Consider the following 20173-nt stretch of genomic DNA (forward strand, 5'->3'; position numbering starts at 1 on the left):
GGTAATTGTTTCCTCAAAAAAGACAGAAACTGGAATTGAAATTTCGGTAAAGGACAATGGTAACGGAATCCCAGACTCAGTTAAGGACAAAATCTTTCAGCCATTTTTCACTACCAAGCCAACCGGATCGGGAACTGGTCTAGGATTATCACTATCTTATGATATTGTGAAAGCGCATGGAGGAGAACTTCTGGTTCATTCAGAGGAAGGAAAAGGGACCACATTCACGATAATACTTCAACCGTAAATTAATTAGACATGGAAAAGCTGATGCAATTGTTTGGTTACCGTTTACTTTTTTTAATCTCTGTAGGATTTACAATTTCATGCCAATCAGAAGAAGAAATACCCGTCCCAGAAAATCCTTCTGGTTTTAAAACTCCTGTCGCAAGCCCTTTTAAAATTCCTGATGGAAAGCCAATTGAGTGGAAAATTATTCCACAAGAGAACGTTCCTGTTGGAAGAACCATGCGGTTTAATTGGGATCAATTACCCTCAAAACCATTTTCACTCGAGGAAGAAGTCCCCCTTCAAAAACCGCTAACCGAAATCTCTTTTTCCTTTGAAGATCTAAAAGAAGTGCCTTTGACTTTAGAACTGGAAATGGACTCTTTAAAAAGCACCATTTTCCCTCTGCCAGAGCCGGTTATTTCACAGGTTACAACGATGGAAAAATCTGATCGTACAAAGGCCGGAATTTTAGGTTTAACCGAAGCACAAGGCCTTCCCGGTAAAAGCGTTAAAGCCCAAATCATAGGACCCGATGGAACCCATTGGATCGGTACCGAGCTTGGATTGGTGAAATTTACTGGAAGTGAGTTTCACTTATATGAAATCGTGTTTACTGAATTTTCCTCAGGGGTTACCAATATCATCGTTGATCTTGATTATGACCCTCAGGGAAGATTGGTTATTACTACTCTGGAAAATGGGATTATGATCCTGGATCCTGAGACTGAATTGGTTGAAAATTTTCAAATCCCTTTAGGATTCACAAGAGGAGCAGTCGATCAGGATGGAAATTATTGGGGCGGCCGGATTGGAGATAGTCCTAAATTTATAGATTTAAAAAATCGCACCCTTTCATCCTTAGTTTTTGACTCAGAACAACGCTTAATCTTCAGCACGTTAAGCTTAGATTCGAAAAACAACCTTTGGATCCAAATGAGCAGTGAAATTGCCATTGTCAATCCAGAACGAACAAGCGTAAAACTATTAGGCATTAACGAAGGCTTGGAAGGTGATTTTTTCGATATAACCGAAACTCCTGATGGTTCTGTTTGGCTTACTACTTTTGAGAAGGGTGCCACCAATGTTTCTTTGGAAAAAGGAATCATTTCCATCTTAGGGGAAGAACAAGGATATTCTGGCGGTTCACTAAATGTAAACATTGATTCAGGGGGTCAGGTATGGTTTGGATATAATAATGGATTTGCGATTTACAATCCATCCAAATCCACCCTAAAAACAATTGAAACCAACTCTGCAAAGATTGGCTCGGGGGCACCCGCTATGTCCATATTTGACAAGAAAAATGAGGTTTATTGGGAAGGCACTTATTCATTGGGGATGCAGCTATACGATCCCTTAGGAATGGATTCCAGACATCTTTCTTCTAATGATGGCCTGATAAGTGATGATGTTTGGGGAATTGAAGAAGACAAAGAACACCGAGTTTGGCTTGCCACTTATGGTGGACTCAACATTTACGACCCCTCCACCAAGACTATCAAATATTTGGAAATTCCTCGGCAAAATGGAGCTAATGATCATCGGGGTATTTCGGAGATTTCGGAGGACATCTTTTTTATTGGTTCTGCAGGTGGATTTAGCTTATTAAACCTGAAAGAGAGTACAATCACATCTTATCAAGGAAGTGCAGAAACAGCTCGGTTCTTTTGGCGCGCAAGATTACACGAAGATGGAAGTATGTGGATGGGTACCAACGATGGTCTATTAGTATTTGACCAAAATAATGGCACCATGAAAAAGATTGATGGATTTACGGGCTTGGCCTCGAATATAGTATGGGGGGTCGAAAAGGATCATCTCGGCAAATTCTGGCTCGTAACAGATACTGGGATTAATTTCATCGATCCTGAGAAAAATACTGTTGCTTTTTTAGGGGCTATGGAGGGCTTATCCACAGCTGATCAATCGGTTGTTTTTAGAAGTTCAAAGGATGAAATGATTATTGGAGGTGCACGAGGAATCTCCATTATTAACAAAGAGCGAAACCAGATAATAAATGTGAATGGTGATCATGGACTCCAACCAGAATCACTGTATGATATGGTTGAGTCTCAGGGAAGAATTCAACTCGGAACGTCCAATGGAATCGTGATTATTGAAAGACCTTCCCAAGAAAATCCCAATCAAGCCTGGCGATTTATGAATTTTGGACGGGCTGAAGGTTTTCCTTACACTGACTACAATCAGATGACTGCCAAGGTAACCAGCGATGGGAAGGTTTGGTGGGGGGCAGCTCCTGTCCTAACGGTCAATCTGAATGATCCGAAATTTGAAAATGAGACAACTCCTACCATTGACATTACAGGGGTTCGGATCATGGATCAAGCCTCCCAACTATTTGCCAAATATGAGTCCAGTTTATTTCTTTCAAGGTTTGACAGTCTCCCTAAGGACTTGGAAAGCGCAAGGAGTTATATCGAGAAAAATAATATCAAATGGAATAGTTTGGATAGAAATTCAAAGATTCCATTGGGTTTGGTGCTACCCTACAACCAGAATTCACTCACATTCACCTTTTCCAATCCGGCTGTAAAAAGTAGAGATGAAATCGAATACCGTTACGTTCTAGAAGGGGCAGATGAAGAATGGTCGGAAATCACCAAGGCACCAGTTTCCAAAACATATTTTAATCTCTTGCCTGGTAATTATAGCTTTAAAGTAATAACAAAAGGATTTAATGGTATTTGGAGTGAACCAAGCAAGTATACCTTCAGAATCAATCCTCCTTGGTGGTTTACTTGGTGGGCTTTCCTGATCTATGCTGCCCTGTTAGGTTTGCTCATATACACGATAGTCCAAGTCAGATCCTATTACCTCAAAAAAGAAAACAGAATCTTGGAAGAGCGTGTCCAGCACCGAACTGCCCAATTAAAAAAGTCCATCGAGGATTTGAAAGCTACTCAGGAACAATTGATCCAATCTGAGAAAATGGCCTCACTTGGAGAATTGACTGCTGGAATTGCTCATGAGATTCAGAACCCCTTGAACTTTGTCAATAACTTCTCAGAAATCAGCAATGAATTAATTGATGAAATGAAGGAGGAATTGGCTGCCGGTCATACCAATGAGGCCGTGGAGATTGCTGAGGATTTGAAAGAAAATCTCTCTAAAATTAACCATCATGGAAAACGGGCTGGAGCAATTGTCAAGGGCATGCTGGAACACAGCCGTTCCAATTCAGGAGAGAAAACCCTGACTGATATAAATGCTTTAGCAGATGAATACATTCGGTTGAGTTACCATGGACTTCGAGCCAAGGACAAATCCTTTAATGCTAATTTTAAACTTGAATTAGACCCAGGCCTCCCTAAGGTAAAGGTTGTAGGTCAAGACATTGGTCGAGTCCTACTCAACCTCATCAACAATGCTTTTTATGTAGTAGATGAAAAAGCCAAATCCGGTTCAGATAGCCACTTAGAAGGATACAAACCTGAAGTAATTGTCAGTACCAAGAAGACTGAAAATGGTATCGAAATATCGGTTCAGGATAATGGAAAAGGGATACCAGAGTCCGTCAAAGACAAAATCTTTCAACCCTTTTTCACCACAAAACCTGCTGGATCGGGAACGGGATTAGGTTTGAGTCTTAGCTATGACATTATCAAGGCTCATGGAGGGGAATTGAAAGTGGAGTCCCAACCGGGAAAAACGGTTTTTACCATTACCCTTCAAGGCTAGGAGCATGCTAAAAATATTCCGAAAAATCCGTCAAAAATTTCTTCAACAAAATCGGATAAGTAGCTATTTGGCATATGCAGTGGGAGAAATTATTTTGGTCGTGATCGGGATACTGATTGCCTTGAGCATCAATAATTGGAATGAAACTAGAAAGCAGCAAGAAGAAGAACGAAAATACCTTTATGCACTTAGAACTGATTTTGAAACTGCTAAGCAGTCTTTTTCAGTAATTCTTGGTGCTGTTGAAGAGCAGCTCGACCACAATGAGCAGTTTCTCACCATTATTGCAGGTACAGAGAAAAATATCTCTACTGATAGCTTGGTAGGCATGCTTCGAAAATCCTTTATTGATGTTCCATTTGGAGTCCAAGTGACCTCCTACACAGACCTTCTTAACTCCGGAAAACTAGGTATCCTTCAAAGTGAAGAACTCCGAAGAGCCCTAACCCAATTCGAGGTTACCAATGCTTTGGCCAACAGCTATGCTGAAAAAGCCGCACAGCAATGGGCCAATCAAGTAACGGAGTTCTTTATTCAAAGACTGAATGTCAGCAAAATCTATGGTGCTGAATCAGACGTACAGTGGAACTTCCCAGGAATCCCTCTTTCCACAGGATATGATAAGACTCCTATTATTCAGCGTTTTGAATCGGATGAAAAAGCTCTATGGGGAAGAGAATTGGCCAATCGGATCGTAATCAAAAATGTATTGCTGGAAGATGCATCCGTATCAGCAAATGATGTACTTCAACTAATTGGTCAAATTGAGTCGCTTATAGATCAATCCCTCGAAGAATTTGACAAATAGATCCTTAAACCATAGAAACCCTAATTTCTTGCTGAAGATCCTCCAAAGCCTTAGGATTTCAAAAGATGGTGATTCAAGGATTCAGAAGTATAAAGAAAACATAGAACAGGGCTTTAGGAATTTTTCGATAAAGAAATAACCCCATTAAAAACCAAAACCATGAGAATTTTTCATTCAACCAAAAACACCATTAGCCATTTTTTCCTCTTAGTCCTCTTGTTCACTTGTACTTTTTGTGTCAATCTCTCCGAGAAAGAACCAATAGAAGATTTTAACCATGTGATGCTCTATGTATCGGATATGGAAAAAACTGTAAATTTCTATGAGCAGGCCTTGGGGATGAAGGTCCATAAACGTATCGGAGAGGTACAAATCACATCTGAAAAGGGCGAAACAGAAACAGCATACTTCGATCTCGTGATGATGAAATTCCCCGAAAGTAATTTTGTTTTAGAGCTCCCTGAGCAAAGCTATCCAGACTCCATAGAAAATGACATCTACTATCAACACTTGGGAGTTACTGTAAAAAATTTAGACGAGGCCCTAGCAAAAGCAGAACTAGTAGGTGCAAAAAAGGTCCGAGAAGTTCGAACAATCAAAAGTCAGTCTCTCATTGTAAAAAATACCTTTATTTCTGGACCTGACGGAGAATTGATCGAGTTGATGGAGTTTGTCAAGGGAAAGCTTTAAAAGCTGAGAAGGTATTACCATTTCTAAAGACCAAGACTTTTAGCAATTCACCTTCAAAATTCTTTTCTTTAATTATTACCAATTAAAAAACAATCCATGGGACTATTCTGGAATCTAATTCAACAAAGTCAAATCTCTGAGCACAGTTCGCGGGCAGCTTCTTTGGAAGCTCGAGTGGCTCAACTAGAGCATGAATTGCGAAAGACTCAGGAATTACTGATCAAAACCCTTCAAATACTGGAAGAACATAGCGGAAAGGATCTCGATGGAGATGGAAAGATTGGATAAGATAACCTAGCATGAAATTTCAAAATAAAACCTTCATCGTAACAGGAGCCACAAGTGGAATGGGGAAAGCCATTGCCTTAGCCTTCGGAAGAGAAGGGGCTAATCTGATTTTGAGTGGAAGAAATGAAAAAGCTGGAGCCGAATTAGAAAGTAAAATTGGATCCAAATCTTTCTTTCTAAAGGGAGATGTGAGTGATCCCTCCTACAATCAAAAGCTGGTGGAATTGGCAATTGAAAAATTTGGTCAATTAGATGGTATTTCTGCAAATGCGGGAACCTTAGGGCTTGGGGCTATCACTTCTTTGAGCATCGAGACCTGGCTTCAAACCATAAACGTCAATTTGAATTCAGTTTTCTATCTGCTTAAAGCAGCTCTTCCTGAATTACAAAAACGCCCAAGCGCATCAGTCATCATAAATTCCTCGATTGCAGCTTTCAAATCCTTCCCCAATCATCCCGCCTATTGTGCATCCAAAGCAGGTTTGGTTGCTCTTTCCAAGCAAGCTGCGGTGGACTATGGCCCTACTGTTCGAATTAATTGTATCTGCCCCGGACCAGTCGACACACCGCTGATTCATGAGTCAGCCGCTGCCTTCCCTGATCCTGCCAAAGCGGTAGAAAATGCAGGAAAAAATACCTTGATCCAACGATTGGGAACACCTGAAGACATTGCCAATCTCGTGCTTTTTCTTGCTTCCGATGAAGCTTCTTGGATAACCGGAAGTGTCTATAACATTGACGGAGGAATTATGGCAAAGGGTTAGCACCACCACTTCCGCCTTAACTTGCATGCAAGATTCCCTTCAAACAAGCAATCCCAATAGAAAATGAGAAACAAAAGAAATATCCTTTCCCTCCTGGCAATTTCAGTTTTTGCCCTACTCCTTTTTACAGGTTCAGCATCAGCACAATGGGTAAACCGCTACGCCAAACTTAATGACTTTGGACATCATGTTTACCTAGAACAGCATGAGCTTCCCATCCTCGCGTACGGTCCAACAGACCCAGCTCCTGCACCCGATGGAATACATGTAGCTTTTGCTGCCAGAGGCTGGATATGGAATCTAAATGTGCAAACTGGAACAGCTATTCGATTAACGAAAGGCTCGGGTATCGACTCCCGGCCGAGATGGTCGCCAGATGGGAAAAAACTGACTTTTGTAAGAGATGAGGGAAAAAATACAGCCATCATTGTTCGGGATTTGGCAAGTGGAGAAGAAAAAAGAATTGATACTGAAACCATTGAACTGGATCCTGAATTTTCCGCGGATGGCGAATGGATTTATTATACATCAGGCAAAACCGGTTCGCTCAATCTCCGGCGATATCACCTTTCTTCTGGCACGGATGAGCCACTGACTGATCTTCGCCAAGTAGAACGAAATTCCCGAAGGCTAAACGATGGAAAAAGTCTCATGTACCTTCATGGGAGTGGAGCCCACCGGGTACTGCGAATAAGAAACTTTCAAAATAACACCGACTCTATTGCACTCGCGCAAACCCTCACCTACCATTTGACTGCAGATGCCCATCCCTCTCAACGCCTGATCGTTTACAGTGCACCTTTTGATAATGACTATCACCTTTGGACCATGGATTTGGATGATCCTCGGGTGAAACACCGATTGACAGATGGAAATCCTTTCGCCCTGACTCCAGCCTTTAGCGCTGATGGTGAAATGATTTATTTCGTGGAATTGGATGAAAAACGACAATTTCGCCTAATGCAAATCCCTACCTATGGAGGAGAAGCCAAGGAGGTGAAAATTCAGAACTGGGAATTGGGAGAAGCAAGCGGACTGCTGAATGTGAAAGTTGTCGATGGTTCCGGGCAGCCGATCACAGCACGAGTTTCCATATTGCGAGAAGATGGCTTACCGATAGCTTCGCATGAAAATGCCACTTATGTAGACCCACAAACAGGTCGACACTATTTTTATCTGCAAGGAAAATCAAGTTTTTCACTACCAACCGGAAATTATCAGATTTCCGCTGTTCGAGGTCCAATGACACCCATGGCTCAATCAAGTGTTCTAGTTCGGGAAGGGCAATCCGCTGAAGTCACGCTAACCATTAACCCGATTTGGGATGCCAAGGCTGCAGGATATGCATCGGCAGATCACCACGTTCACCTGAATGGAGACGGCCATTATCGGGCGACTCATCAGGATGCGCTCCAAGCTTTAGAGGGAGAAGATCTCGACCTACTTGCACCCATGTCCTGGAATCGTTGGGAGCGGAGAATTGACGCCTCCATGATTGGAAAGGAAACCGAAAAGAATGGACGAATTGTCACTCAAGGGCAGGAGGTACGCTCTCACTTTCATGGGCATGTCAGCTTAATGGGAACAAATAAAGCTTATGCCCCTTGGTTTTGGGGACCCACCAATCCCAAACTCGGAGATCCCGATCGAAGCAACGGGGAGGTCGTTGATTTTGCTGATCAAAATAATGCTTTCACTACTTATGTCCACCCCATAGAGATTGACTCCGATCCTTTTGAGCAGCTCGAAGAAGGTCCCATTCCGATTGAACTGATCTCCGATGCCGTATTGGCTGAGCGAATAGGTTTCGAAATGGTCTGTGCCTGGACCAGTCCGCTGGGAAATAGTCATGTTTGGTATCGCCTGCTCAATATCGGCCGTCCTGTAGCTGCCATGTCAGGTACAGATATGTGGGTGGATTTTCACAGGACGATGGCTGTAGGAACTGGCCGAAATTATGTTCGTCTAGAAGGAAAAGCAATGAGTTCAGAAGCCGTTTTAGATGCAGCAATGTCCGGAAAAGGATTTGTAACTACAGGCCCTGCCTTGCTTTTTCAAGTGGGTGAAAATGCAAAACCAGGCGATGTAATTTCCAGTGGCAAACAAGAATGGTTCGCTTCCTTGGCTAGCACCAATGATATTGATGTGGTTGAGTTGATCGTAAACGGGGAGGTCGTGGAAAAGCTAGACGGAGTCAAAGCTGGTGAAACCAAAAATTATCAAGGAAAAGTGACACTTCCCAAAGGTGGCTGGGTAGCAATCCGTGCCTATGCGAGCGAACAAAGAGAAGACTCCTGGCCGAGCATGCATGCGAGACCTTTTGCGCACAGTTCTCCAATCTGGATAGAATCCATTGGCAGTACAGATACTAAATCAAAGAAAGCTGCAGCTGCAGATCTTATTAGGGCTATTGACGCCTCAGAAAAAATAGCTAGACAAGCTTACGGTGAAATCGAGATGAATCGAATGATGAATCGATTTGAGGAAGCAAGGAAAGTTCTTAGAGGCTTTTTGGAATAAAATAGCCCCATTTAAAATCAAGAAGACCAGCAACCCTTCAAAACTGAAGCGATTAGCTGGTCTTTTTGATTTTTAAACTTTTAGAATAAAAAGCTAATGCTACCGATTAGTTCTTCCCATTCTTAAAACTCAGATCCGGATAGGCCGGAGGAGCTGGAACTTCTCTAGGGTCCTTTTTGATCAGCTCCTTTAAGTGCTCAATCGCTGCATCCAGCTGAGCATCTTTTCCCTCAAAGGTTGCCTTCGGCATATTGATTACCTCAATATCCGGAATAAACCCAACTCCCTCGATCAGCCATTCTACCTCACTGCCGTCGTTGGTGTCTCCACCAACGACTCCGTACACCCCATTCATCGGCGCCCGAGCAATCCCATTATCCGAAAGGGTATTCACTCCGGAAAGCCAAACTTCCCCTCCCCAGGTTCTGGCACCGATTGCTTTACCCAAACCCAATCTTCGGAAGCCTTCAGCAAAAGCTTCTCCGTCTGAAGCGGTGAACTCATCCACCAACAAAACCAAATGACCTCTGAAAGCATAATTCATATTCCAGTAAGGTTCTCCAGTTCTACTTTTCCAATAGAAGAAGGCTTCCCTCATCAACTTTTCTAAAATAAAGGAATCAATATTTCCTCCACGATTGTGTCGTACATCGATGACCAAGCCTTTCTTATTGAACTGCGGATAAAAATCCCGATACCATTGCCCAATATCCCCAGATGTCATAGCTCGTAAGTGCACATAGCCAATTTCTCCGTCGGATTTAGCTTCTGTCTCCAATCTTCGGGTATATTCCCAATCGTTGTAGCGCAGGTTGCTTTCTTGACCCGAGCTCATCGGCTTCAGGATGAAGTCTCCTTTTCCTAGTACTGCGATCCGAACCTGCTTTCCGGCTTTATCTCGCAAAAGCACCTGCATATCTGCCACTTCCAACACAGAAGTTCCATCAATATGCGTAATGACATCCCCTTCTTGGATTCCAAAGGCAGGATGACTCAAAGGTGATTTCTCATCCGGATAGTCCGGGTCGCTTTGGAAGATATAGTCGACCTGATAGCCTTGATCGGTTTTGGAGAAAAGACCTCCCAGCATCCCAAACTGAATATTATCATCTCCGTCTCTGATATCACCTCCACGCACAGAGGTATGCAAGACAGACAATTCACCGATTAGCTCTCCGATCACATCCGATAGCTCATTTCGGGTAGTCACCCGATCCACCAAAGGCAGATACTTTTCATGCATTTTGTCCCAATCTACCCCGTGCATGCCTGCATCGTAGAAGTAATCCCGCTCCATTCGCCAAGCATCCGTGTAGATCTGTTTCCAGTCTTCCCGGGGATCAATGCTAAATTTCCAGCCACTCAGATCCAATCTATTTTTGGATAAATCAGAAACAGGTGAAGTTCCCAATTCTACCAAGAAATGGTTGGAGCCTTGTCGGAGCAAGGCGTATTTGTTATTGGCAGAAACCGCATAGCTATTGATCTTGTCTGCAAAAACTTTCTGTTCTGCCTTATCCGAAATCGGAGTCATCATCAGCGCAGGCTCATCAGCATTGGAAGCTCCTCCTCCGTAATAAACACCCGGACCCGGGCCTACCCGATGATAGTACAAAGCCTTCTCCGTCACAATCAGGTTTTTGTAATTGCCAGCCGGAACAGGCACTTCTTGTACCCGCTCCATCAATCCATCTTCATCAATCACCACTGTTACCGGCCCTTCTGATTTCTTCTCTTCTTCCTTCAGTTCGTTTTTGGGAGTGAAAGGAGAAATCAAGCCTTTTTGCAGGGGAATGTGGTAGATTTTCATCTGCTTTTCCCAGAATGGCTCCGGCTGTCGCTGCCCCCAAGGGCTTCCCACCTTTGTTTCGAAGTTCCTGTCAGAAAGGAAGAAAATCCACTTGCCATCAGAGCTCCATTGAGGATTAAGGCTATTGGTACGGTCAGAAGTTAAGGTCACCCGCTTTCCTGTAGTCGGGTTGAATACAAATAATTGCATGAAGGTATTGGAAGCAGCCTGTCCATAGGCCAACCACTGACTATCCGGAGACCAGGACATGCTTCCATGTAGATCTTCATCCGTGAGATTGGCTTTTACTGCCTTTCCGTTAGATAGATTTCGGATCCAGAGGTCATTATTCAAATCTGTCCAAGCCAACCATTTGCCGTCAGGTGAGGGAGTCAGGTTAAATCTCAGGGTAGTTCCGTTTTCCGTCAACTGCTTTCCCTGATCCAATCCCAAGCCAGAATATTGGTGAATTTCAAACTCACCGCTTTCATCCGAGAAAGTCAAAATATCTTTGGAGTCGGTAGTGAAAACTGCATCCCGATACCGCACGCCATCTTTTCGGCTTAAACGAACCATTCTACCTTCTTTGGCAGGAAAAACGAAAACTCGCCCACGGGCAGTCAAGGCGACTTTTTCCCCATCATTGGAAACCGAAATATTAGTGATGTAAGAAGCAGGGTTGTCCACCCATTTTTCACGCAACTGATCAAAATCCGAAACCAGTCGGATGGCAATTCGAGAGGGACTATCCCCATTCAAATCCATCTGATAGAGGTCTGCCCCAGCTCGATAGACCAGGGTATTTCCAGAAAGGGAAAATTCCCGTACATCATAAGATTCTTCCTTGGTATGCTGCCGTATATCGGAGCCATCGGGATTCATAGACCAAACATTCTGTATTCCATCCCGAGAGGAAAGAAAATAGACACGACCGCTATGAAAGGTCGGGTGATGGTCTTCTCCTTCGTAGTTTTGAGTCAGTTTGACTGCTTCTGCCTCACCGGTTCCGTATTTCCAAACCTGCCGGGCTGTCCCTCCTTTGTACCGTTTGGTCACATTATTATGATAGGTAGGCCTCACAAAGAAATAGGTCTGACCTGCCTCATCAAAGCTCCCCTCCGCAGCCATTTCCAAGGGCAATATCTCTTTTTCTCCTGAATTCAGATCAAAAACAATAGTTCGGAGTCTCGGCAAGGTTGAATATTGGTTGGTGACATAGGCTACCTCCGTCGATGAACGCCAAGCTGTTGGGATGGAGGCGGAAGGCTCATAGGTTACCCGTCGGGGTAATCCGCCCGTAATGGGCATGACATAAACTTCAGTGGGGCCTTCATAACTAGCCGCATAAGCTACCCATTTTCCATCCGGTGAAATTTTTGGATTGGACTCGTCTCCGGGGTGAGTCGTCAGACGAGTAGCCATCCCTCCTTGAACGGAAGCCATCCAAACATCTCCCTCAGCGACAAAAACCAGGGTGTTATCGTGAACATCCGGATGCATAAAGTACCCGGGTCCATCTTGAGAAAATGACATCCCGCTTATTCCCAAGCCGAACATCAGTGCGCAAAGCAGTTTCTTATTCATGTGATTTATGGATTTTCGATAAAAAACAGATAAAAGCTAATTACTTCTGAAAGCAGAAAAAAGAATAATTTGATTATTGGCTAGCAATTGATTTTTTCCGCCAATAGGAAGCTAGTAGTGACCCGGTAAAATTCATCAAAGGTCCAAATACGGCGGGAGCCAAACCCAGTGTTCCTATTTTCCCCATTTGAACGGCAATCCCAGAGGCCAAACCAGAATTTTGCATTCCCACTTCAAAAGCTACCGTTCGAGCAGACTTTTCATCCAATCCAAAAGCTTTAGCACTTCCATAGCCTAACAAGTAGCCCAGTGAATTATGTAAGAAGCAGGCGAAAATCAACAAAAGACCAATATCTAAAAGACTATCCCTACCATTTGCTGTGATGATTCCAATGATCAGGATAATTCCTCCCATGGAAACTACGGGTAGGATTTGGTCTAACCAACTTAATTTACCCCGCATAAAATGATTGAAAATCAAACCCAAGACCACCGGAATGATGACTATCTGAAAAATACTCCACATCATAGCAAAAAAGTCGACCGGAACATAGGAACCTCCCAACCAACTCATTAGAAATGGGGTCATAATGGGCGCCAAAGCTGTAGCAAATGCGGTCATCGTCACAGAGAGCGCCAGATTAGCTTTGGATAAATAAGACATGACATTCGAAGCCAAACCCGAAGGGGAAGCTCCTACCAATATCAATCCTGCAGCGATTTCAGAGGGGAAAGAAAAAAATTTCGCCAAGGAAAAACCCAAAAATGGCATAATTGTAAATTGACAAACCATCCCAATAAGTACCCCTTTGGGCATCTTTACAACTCCCAAAAAATCCTTCAAGCTCATTTCAGTCCCTACACCAAACATGATTAGCTGAAGTAATGGAATGATTAGTAAAGAAGTCTCAAAACTACCCCATGACACTAAAAATTCTGGAAATAGCATCGCAAACAAGACGATAAATACCACCAAAACCGGGAAAATAAATGACTTCATACAAAGGAGTAATCAGATTTCGTTCATTTTTTAAAACCGTTCAAAATGTAACATTTTTACATTTTAAGAGACATAAAAGTTTGCGAATAAGAAGAAAATTAAAATATAATATAACTTTTCTTTGATTTTTTGAATATTTTCTATAGCTTCAATAGCCAACATTATTTTTCTACCTGTATCCATTTAAACTTTTCAGCCTATGAAATCGAATACTGATTCCCGAAAAGCCGAATTAAATCTCTGCAAAGGCATTATTGAAATAAGTATGATCAGTTTGATAGGGCTATGCCTTCTAACACTGACACATGCTTTAAGTCAGATAATGAATCCCCAAATTTGGGAATTCACCATCCGAAACTTCTGATTTTTAAGGAATAACTAGCGTCATATAAACCCCATAAAGCTTGGAGTTTACGCTTGTATTGTAATTCTGCATCCCTGACATGGGATTGGGGACCGGCGATTTGATACCTCCATACATATATCCCACAAGTACCGGCCCTGTCTGCTCACCTGAAAACACCTTATTCAAGTCAATAATGGATGCCGCCTCTCCATATAGCAATTCAGGAAGTGGGAAAAAGACGGCATTTGCTCCTAGATAACCTGGCATCTGTGCCTGAGGAGGAGTCTGAACCAACTCAATGGTTTCATCTTCCCCATTGGTATAATAGGTCGAAATCAAATTGGAGAATGGCAAAGGAATAGTATCTGGCACGACCAATTTCCCAGATTCAGCATCATAAACCATGTAAGTAATTCCTCCCAAAATACTAACTCTGCTTACCCGATAGTCTCCAAATGCCATCACCGCATCTACTTGAGCCGCAGAATAAAAATTAACCTTTTGTGAAGTCACAGTATCTAAGGTGACTTCCGGATCTCCAGAACCCAAGTCATTAAGATAGACAGGAGATGGATACCCAAGACCGTATTTATTGAAAACTCCACCGTAGATCACCGCTCCTAAGGAATCCGGTCCTGGGGTGATCACTTCCGCAAGGGTGTAATCCCTTCGATGCAGCTTTTTTGAATCAATAACCGACAGGGTATCAGTAATTGCCCAATCGCTTCCTTCCTGCACCAGTCTAAACTTCCGTAGAGCTGAAGTATACTCTCCTGTATTACCAGGAAGATATGAACCCTTATAATTCTGTCCTCCAACGAGATAGAAGTTTCCGTTTGCCACCATCATTTCCCCACCAGTTACTTGTAAAAATGGGTCTTGAATTACCTTGGTGAAAATCTGATCCAAGGCTGGACTAGTACCTCCGGAAAGCACATACTGAATGAGATTTGGAACATTAATCTCGAAAAAGTAATCGGAAGTCCAATTGCTGACACTATCGGTTCCATCATTAGTATATCCACCTGAAGCATAGAGGGTTTCACCCTCTTGATAATGCAGCATACTACTTCCAGAAAGTTGATGGAAATAGGGTTCAGGAATAGGAACTCCTATCGATTTTTTATTTGCAAAATCCACCACCCAAATGGAATCATTAGCCATTAAGTTTGGAAAAGCAGGAGGATCTTTAGCCATATTATGTAATCCGGATTTTCTCCCCCCAAATAAAACCCACTGGTCATCTATCGTGGCATAGACGGGGCTTTGTAATTCCGGCATCCAAAATCCGGGATCTGCCTCTTCTAGACTTACCTGAATGAAATCCGAAACCGTACTATCCGATTCAAATAGCTGTTGAATTCTACCATATAATGGAGATTCAGCCATTTCCATTGTCTCGTTAGTAGCTTGATTTTCAGTTGGCTGAGAACAATATTGATTGATAAGTAGCAGCAAAAAGAGTCCCGCTACTCGTAAGATTGAATTTTTCATTTTACAAAATTTGAGACTAAGGATTGATTTTGAGTTTCGCCCACATTTGAAGCAAGGCTTGCTGATTTTTTGAAAGCTCCCGAGTAACCGGCATATACATATAGCCACCCCAGTTTTTCTCATCGGTAAGCATCAGCATGCGACGCATGGTATAGGGCTCACTCCATACGGATTCCTCAAATGGAAGAATGGCATTCATAATCGGAAGTACATTGTTGTAATTCGAAAGAATATTGTCATACAACACTTGGAAGGTCAGTGTTTTTTCCCCATTGAGATAGACCTCTAGGTCTTTATCTGCCGCAAGCACCCGAGTAGCTACAAAATACCCATTGGCAGCAAAATAAAGCCTCTCAGCCTGAGAAGTAGGAGTATTGTATTGCTCAGGAGTAATACCCAATATGTATTGGACGCAACCTGCTTCATTTGTGCAATATTCAAATGGAACACCATCTGAAAAATAGAAGTCCTGGAACTTATTCGTATTACCATTTCGGATTTTCCCCAAAACTGGAGTTGTTACGGGAGCCCCTCTGTAAAAACACCTTAAAATAACCGGACCTCTGCCAGGTCCATCAAACTTATACCCCTCAGAAGCTAGCTGTCCCTGCTCTGCATAGGAGCCTTGTTGGTCAGACATGATTAAGTAATCATCTTCCATCAATAATTCTTGGTCCGAACTGGTATAAATAGCAAATCTTCCTGCGGAAAAATCAGAAATTCCACTTGGAAGCGGAAAATCCATCACACCTCCTCGGGCAAGGAAGGTATTCATGTTATAATCCTGATCATGGTTAAAGCTTCCAATGGTTGTAGGTGCCGTTTGATCATCAGGTACAAATTTTAGAGTCAATTCACCGAAGTTATAATTCTCCCAACCCAGAAATTTCTTAATCGAGGTATCTCCTCCATACTTGCTATACTCCTCTTCAAAACCGACACCATATTCACAGATTGTGTTGATTACATCCAAACTGATCAGATTTTCTTTTGGGTTAACTCTGACAAAAGCTGGAGGTAACTGCACCTTTTCAGGAAGAGTCAATGGTGTTTGATTAGCACCCATCGGCGTAGGGGCAACTATTCGCGGATTGGATCCAGCATAGTTAATAGTCGGATTATTGGCAATTTCATTTTTTAAAATTCGACCCACATTATGGGTTTTCATATCCACTCTTTCCACAAATGGACAAAGTGAGCCAGAAAATGCCACCCTTGCAGGGTTCTTATGAACCGAAGTTTGATTGTTTCCAAGCGGAGCAGTGGGCATTTTGGAATAAACAGGATTTCTCACCTCGTAGACCTGATGAAGGAGGATTTTCATGGAGAGGGCATCAACCTGAAATCCTGCATATTGATTCAAGTCCTGCTGAACAGCTGAATCTGTATGGCTTGGATTCAGCTGAATGGTCGATTCAAAATAAGTCCCACCACTCATCGGCATAAGCAGGCCATTATTATAGTTCAAAACCTTGCAAAGAGACAACCAGGAAAAGGCAGACTTACAAGGAACTCCAGATAAAAAAGTCTTTTCCTCTCCATTAGGTTTACCGTAAATTCCGGCTAGGGAAATAAACAGCTGCGTGCAGGAATCACCTATACTATCGACATCGCAAAACATGGCTGTGGTCTTGCTGTTTTTTTCGAAGAATTGCTGGTGGAAGGAAAAGGATTGACCCAAAAGCTGGGCTAAACCTGCAGGACATCCATCTTTATTATCTGGAGTATAAGTAGTCACATGCCCTTGCCCATCTGGGATTTGGATCCCTGTAATTCGAATATCCTCAGCATAGACACTGAGATCTCCAAAGTAATTCCAATAGCCAGGTTGCACCAATCCATCATAAAGAGAAGGTTGATCTCCGGGTCCATCTAGCGGGACATTCTTATATAGATCAACAAACCCATCATCGTAACCAGATGTACCTAACAAACAAACGGCCCACTTATCATAAACCTCGTCTGTAACGGAGTCTATCACCACATAGCTCTGACCTGAAGCATCCGTCTGAACGTTGTATTTCAAGGACTGAATTTTCGAGACTAAATCAGGAGAAATGTTTACCCTTGGAGGACGATAGGGAAGCGCTTCCTCCTGGTTATAAATTTTTAAAGGTGAAAATTTCCCGTTATTACCTGTCGGGACATCGAGGAGCACAGATCCATGAAAATTGATCCTCGGAAAATCAAATTGACTCATACGTTGGATTTTATTGATTAAAAAAAGACTAGTCCCCGAATAAAATCTGGGAATTAAAATGGGTTAATTATGATGATTGGGAACAATTAACTGGTCTGAATGGAAGGATTTTTCTTCCTTTCTACAAAGTACATGTCAATGACCCCCTTATTTTTCGCTTCTATTTTACCTCGGTAGTCAAATTCGTATTCATCCTTGACTAGCTCATAGGTCACATTACTGATATTGACTTTTCCAGCCTCACTGCAAGACTCCATTCGGGAGGCAACATTTACAGTATCACCCCAGATATCGTATGCAAACTTTTTGATACCCACGATTCCTGCGATCACAGGTCCACTGTGCAAACCGATTCTAATTTCAAAGTAAGGTCGCCCCATTGCGATTCGCTCTTCTTTGACTTGATTAACAAAATCCCGAATCTCCAAAGCTGCATCGATCGCGTCCTGTGCATGCCGCTCCTTCACCACAGGTAAGCCGGATGCGCACATGTAGCTATCTCCAATCGTTTTGATTTTCTCGATGCTATGTTTAGCCGTGATTTGGTCGAAGGCTCGATAATAAAAATCAATTTCCGCAACGAGTTCGTGCGATGGCATCCCGGCACTGAACTGGGTGAAGTTTTTGAAATCCGTAAACAAAACAGTCACCACATTGTAATCCTTAGCCTTGGCATAACCCGTAGCCTTGAGCTCTTGAGTAGTCTCATAGGGAAGGATATTCAACAAAAGTTCTTCGGTCAATTCCTTCTCTTTCTTCAATTCTTTCGTCCGCTCCTCAACCAACTCTTCTAGAATGACATTTCGATCAATCTGATTCTGGACAGCAGAAATCACCCCGCCCATGGCATCTAAAATATTTTGATGGTAGGGTAAAATCCCTGTACCAGACTGCAAGAGCTGCGATCGCCTTCCTGCGAAAAAATATCCAAATACCTGTTGATTATGGATGATGGGAGAAAGAACAAATTGATGAATATCTAAATCGCGAATAAGACTTAGTGTAAATTCATCCTCCCCACCTTTATTGCAAATAATATACCTCCTGGAATCATAGAAATCAGGAGGTATAGCAATAGAAAGTGACTTTACTTTTTGAACTGGATACCCAGCAAAGGCCTTTATAAATTTAGGATGATGGATAAAGGAACCCTTTTGATCAGGCATCAAAACCAATGTCACATCCATTTTAAGACGGATATTGATTTGTTCGGTCAGGCTATCGAGCAATTCATCCATATTGCTCTCCGCCTTTTGATTTTGAAGTTCTGCAATTACTTTGAGCCCCTCACTCATTTGAAGCACATCCTTTGAGAGATCAGCATTACGATATTCCAGACTCATATAGGAGCTGGTAAGCTTCTTGAGTCTTTCCTTGTAATAATTAATTTCCCGCTGTGCGCTGTCGTTGTTTTCGTTGGAGCTCATTAACTAAAAATCAGTCTTCGGAAATCAGGCATAAAACCCCAGTCCAGTCCAATGGCTGAATATTGGACCCCACACGGGCTGCCTCCACTCCAGAATAAAATCCAGACAATGGAATACCCTTAAGGGCTTTTTGGACTTCTTCGGCATCTTCAAAATTTACTCCCGAAAAAGGTTTCGCTCTACCTCCGCAATTTATATAAAAAGAAAACACAGGTTTCGAGTCACGAGCTTGCTCTTTTAAATCATTAATGACTTCCTCCACATAATCCGGTTCCAGATTTCTTCGCATCAATTGTACTTCTGCACCATCCTTCAAGTCAGGCTCAAACATCACCAAGGCCTTATTAGGCTCATCCACCGCCAAAGTCAATCGATTGGCATAATCTTTCTCCTGAAAATCCCCGAATTTATCTCCTCTATTGACTCCAAGAGTTACATTCATAGCAAAATCCTTGACGCTGATACCATGATCTGGCCCCAGCAATTCGTCAATGACTTCTAGGGCTGGTTTATTTTCAATTTCTAAAACGACCGGTCCCTGAACTTTGGTAATCGTGATATAATCACTACATGGTTGGCATCCATGAAGAATGACGGTATCCATTTTGCAAGCGCCAGAAATCAAAATTCCGACCACATGCTGAGAATAAATTTCATTGTTGACAAATTGGTAGCAGGTACTCAGCATCATATCCGTCAAAAACCCTCCTCCAGCTACCGAAAGCTCTTCAGGAATGAATTGCTCAATAGCTGCAAATAAAGGAGTGGCAAAATTCAACATAGGAGGATTCTGTTGCTTGGATGAATCATAGAATACCCACAAACCACAAGCATCATCCTTAATGGCAGACTGTAGTTTCTGACCAAGTTTCATCCCAGCTTGGTATTCGTCCTTATTGAGATCTCCTTCTGCAAAAACCTCAAAACGGATTTTATCTGAACTAAAAATGGTTACTCCAACTTCAAATCCATCGTAACCGATAAATTCTCCGGTGATAATTCCGAATGAGGATCCGCCAGTTTTGGGGGTGTCGGGAATTATTTCATTGACTCCATTCAAAAATTCTCTGGGGTCATGTTTTCCGCCACAAAAAATCAAGGCAAAATCGGGACGTTCGATTTTTCCATTTTTCATAGCTTGAGATGCAGCCTCTTTTCCGGCTGCAAAGGAATTGGTTTGGTTGCTGGCTCCTACGCCAATTTTTGTTTCCATGGGTTAAAAATTGATGATAAACTAAGATTCAAAATATGATTTTGCCTATATAGGCCTGTGTCAATATAAGAATAAGACCCGAAAAATTGACCAAATCTTATTTAATTAATAATAACATCT

14 protein-coding genes are annotated in these 20173 nt (G+C 42.5%); 8 read left to right on the plus strand and 6 right to left on the minus strand.

What is annotated here, in order from left to right; translation table 11 throughout:
• The 7 genes from HWE15_RS03995 to HWE15_RS04025 all read left to right on the plus strand — a co-directional run.
• The coding region (locus tag HWE15_RS03995; RefSeq protein WP_290506212.1) for a sensor histidine kinase at positions 1-247 on the plus strand (247 nt) is incomplete at its 5' end.
• Positions 248-258: 11 nt separating this feature from the next.
• Positions 259-3930, plus strand: a complete 3672-nt coding sequence (locus tag HWE15_RS04000) for an ATP-binding protein (RefSeq protein ID WP_290506213.1) — start codon at positions 259-261, stop codon at positions 3928-3930.
• A 4-nt stretch (positions 3931-3934) separates the two neighbouring features.
• Positions 3935-4738, plus strand: coding sequence for a DUF6090 family protein (locus HWE15_RS04005; RefSeq protein ID WP_290506214.1), 804 nt, complete (start codon positions 3935-3937; stop codon positions 4736-4738).
• Between the two features lie 159 nt (positions 4739-4897).
• A complete protein-coding gene (locus HWE15_RS04010; RefSeq protein ID WP_290506215.1) occupies positions 4898-5428 on the plus strand; it encodes a VOC family protein in 531 nt (176 codons plus the stop codon).
• 96 nt (positions 5429-5524) lie between these two features.
• On the plus strand, positions 5525-5716 hold the full coding sequence (locus tag HWE15_RS04015) for a hypothetical protein (RefSeq protein ID WP_290506216.1): 192 nt from the start codon (positions 5525-5527) through the stop codon (positions 5714-5716).
• 11 nt (positions 5717-5727) lie between these two features.
• Positions 5728-6480 (plus strand): SDR family NAD(P)-dependent oxidoreductase, encoded by a 753-nt coding sequence (locus tag HWE15_RS04020; RefSeq protein WP_290506217.1) that lies wholly within the window; start codon positions 5728-5730, stop codon positions 6478-6480.
• Positions 6481-6543: 63 nt separating this feature from the next.
• Positions 6544-9000: a CehA/McbA family metallohydrolase gene (locus HWE15_RS04025; RefSeq protein WP_290506218.1), complete on the plus strand. Its 2457-nt coding sequence runs from the start codon at positions 6544-6546 to the stop codon at positions 8998-9000.
• 106 nt (positions 9001-9106) lie between these two features.
• On the opposite strand, the gene HWE15_RS04030 is transcribed toward HWE15_RS04025, so the two are convergent.
• Together HWE15_RS04030 and HWE15_RS04035 are read right to left on the minus strand one after the other, a co-directional pair.
• The gene (locus tag HWE15_RS04030; protein ID WP_290506219.1) at positions 9107-12373 is read right to left on the minus strand and encodes a S41 family peptidase; all 3267 of its coding nucleotides are present in this window, start codon (positions 12371-12373) and stop codon (positions 9107-9109) included.
• Positions 12374-12446: 73 nt separating this feature from the next.
• Positions 12447-13373 (minus strand): bile acid:sodium symporter family protein, encoded by a 927-nt coding sequence (locus HWE15_RS04035; protein WP_290506220.1) that lies wholly within the window; start codon positions 13371-13373, stop codon positions 12447-12449.
• 199 nt (positions 13374-13572) lie between these two features.
• Here HWE15_RS04035 and HWE15_RS04040 point away from each other — a divergent pair, with 199 nt between their 5' ends.
• Positions 13573-13737, plus strand: coding sequence for a hypothetical protein (locus HWE15_RS04040; RefSeq protein ID WP_290506221.1), 165 nt, complete (start codon positions 13573-13575; stop codon positions 13735-13737).
• A gap of 3 nt (positions 13738-13740) precedes the next feature.
• Here the strand turns inward: HWE15_RS04040 and HWE15_RS04045 are convergent, their stop codons facing one another.
• The 4 genes from HWE15_RS04045 to HWE15_RS04060 all read right to left on the minus strand — a co-directional run bounded on the left by HWE15_RS04045 (position 13741) and on the right by HWE15_RS04060 (position 20053).
• Complete coding sequence (locus tag HWE15_RS04045) at positions 13741-15213, minus strand: hypothetical protein (protein WP_290506222.1); 1473 nt, start codon at positions 15211-15213, stop codon at positions 13741-13743.
• Between the two features lie 16 nt (positions 15214-15229).
• Positions 15230-17413 (minus strand): hypothetical protein, encoded by a 2184-nt coding sequence (locus tag HWE15_RS04050; protein ID WP_290506223.1) that lies wholly within the window; start codon positions 17411-17413, stop codon positions 15230-15232.
• Positions 17414-17499: 86 nt separating this feature from the next.
• Positions 17500-18840, minus strand: a complete 1341-nt coding sequence (locus HWE15_RS04055; protein ID WP_290506224.1) for an adenylate/guanylate cyclase domain-containing protein — start codon at positions 18838-18840, stop codon at positions 17500-17502.
• A 10-nt stretch (positions 18841-18850) separates the two neighbouring features.
• Positions 18851-20053 (minus strand): FIST signal transduction protein, encoded by a 1203-nt coding sequence (locus HWE15_RS04060; RefSeq protein WP_290506225.1) that lies wholly within the window; start codon positions 20051-20053, stop codon positions 18851-18853.
• Positions 20054-20173 lie beyond the last annotated feature (120 nt).

It is taken from the genome of Algoriphagus sp. (genome assembly GCF_013373065.1).
Taxonomy (GTDB): Bacteria; Bacteroidota; Bacteroidia; order Cytophagales; family Cyclobacteriaceae; genus Algoriphagus.